Here is a 1,657-nt window from a genome sequence, read left to right as displayed (position 1 = left end):
CCGTGAAAAAAGTCAAAAAAGCCATCAAGAAAACCACCAGAAAAATCAAGCGCGCCGTCAAAAAAGTAACCAAAAAAGTCCAAAAAACAGTGACGAAATTTAAGAAGGCAGCTAAGAAGTCGATTAAGCAAGTCACTAAAGCGGCGAAAAAAGTATACAAAAAAGCCAAAAAAGTGGTTAAGAAAACATATAACCAAGTCAAACGAACCGTGAAGAAAAAAGTACAAACAGTGAAAAAAGCCGGCAAAAAAGTCATAACCAAAGCAAAAAGTACAATCAAATCCATTTCAAAAACAACAAAAAAACAAGCCATTAAAGCTGGTATGAAACTAGCAGTATCTCAAGCAAACCATAGCATGCGCGTACAAAAAACAATGAAAGCAATTTGCGAAAATCTTGAACCAGTAGGCGCAGGTGCATTGGATAGTCTAGTAAATAATTTCACTTTCGGTTCCGTAGAAACCATTGGTAAAAATAAGGAAGTGTATGGCGATGATAACCGCTATTACGTTGGAAGACTAATAGCTGATTCAGCGGGTATCTATCTTGGCGTTGAGGGAATTATCCTTGGAGTCGGAACTGAAATCCTTGGTGGAGCACTGGACTTAACAGGGGCTGGAGCACCAATCGGAATTCAACTTAATGTAGCAGGAATTGGCATAATCACAGGAAGTGCAACCATTGTAGTAAACAGTGGCGCCAACTTTTTCCAAGACGCGAAGGATTTGTCTTCGAATATTGAGAAAGGGAGCAATAGTAGTGCCCCAGAAATAATAAAAACGGGTGAGAAGACTCCGAAAGGTAGATCATTCTCCGAGCACGGGGCTGAGAGAGCCAATGAAAGAGGGTTTTCTAAAGAGACTATAGATTCTATTATTGACAATAACCTAAAGACTAGGAAATCTAAGGTGGATGAAATGGGGAGGAAAACATGGGAATATACAGATGTTCGAGGAAACAAGGTTGTTACTAATGAGTCGGGAGGAATTGTTTCAGTACATTCCCCAGCACCAGGTGGAAATTATATTCCTAAAAAATAAAAAGAAGGTAATTATGCATGAATAAAACTGATGTATTTAATCTAGCAAAAACACTTAATTGTGAATATGAAGTTGGTCTATGGTCTGAAATAAATTCGTTTTTTGAGTATCAAGAAGATAATATCTCTAGCTTTGAATTGAAATTTCAAAAAGAAGGTAAAGTGATAAATAATTATTATTCTTTAGATGTGAACATGAAAAATTTTAGCTATCAAGCGGCACAAAGTTTGTTCCATCAATTGGTACAGTTCATTGAGTACAAATCTGCAACTTTTTATACCCAAGAAAAAAGAGCCACTGATATGATGATATATTTATTATCCGCAACTTCTGAGAATAAAGGATTTCTGATACAGATGAAAATTCAATAAAGAACTTTTATAGGCAAATACATCTACAACTCGAATAAGGTTGCTCAGCGTATGCAGAAGCAAGTACGCAAAAAGTGACTAAAGATGGCATGCAAGGGAAGACCGAGCTTAAAGCAAGTGATAGCAGCGGAAGCAAAACCAGTCAGCGCACCACAAAAATGACCCAAACAGTTGGCTATCAAACGGTAAATACCATTCGCTATGTCAACGATTTAACGCAAGAGTACACCCAAGTCGCTCAGCTTA

The 1,657-nt window shown here is 37.4% G+C and carries 2 protein-coding genes; both read left to right on the top strand.

What is annotated here, in order from left to right; translation table 11 throughout:
• Window positions 1-1,040, top strand: a 1,040-nt coding sequence (locus HCB38_RS14975) for a hypothetical protein (RefSeq protein ID WP_260484544.1), incomplete at its 5' end; no start/stop codon positions are given.
• Between the two features lie 17 nt (window positions 1,041-1,057).
• The gene (locus HCB38_RS14970; RefSeq protein ID WP_185638959.1) at window positions 1,058-1,411 is read left to right on the top strand and encodes a hypothetical protein; all 354 of its coding nucleotides are present in this window, start codon (window positions 1,058-1,060) and stop codon (window positions 1,409-1,411) included.
• Window positions 1,412-1,657 lie beyond the last annotated feature (246 nt).

Source organism: Listeria farberi (assembly GCF_014229295.1).
Lineage (GTDB): Bacteria > Bacillota > Bacilli > Lactobacillales > Listeriaceae > Listeria > Listeria farberi.
This window is presented reverse-complemented; position numbering and strand designations above follow the sequence as displayed.

Bases quoted from the DNA above. Each gene is read 5' to 3' on its own strand.
- HCB38_RS14970 (WP_185638959.1), top strand. From the start codon at position 1,058: ATGAATAAAACTGATGTATTTAATCTAGCAAAAACACTTAATTGTGAA.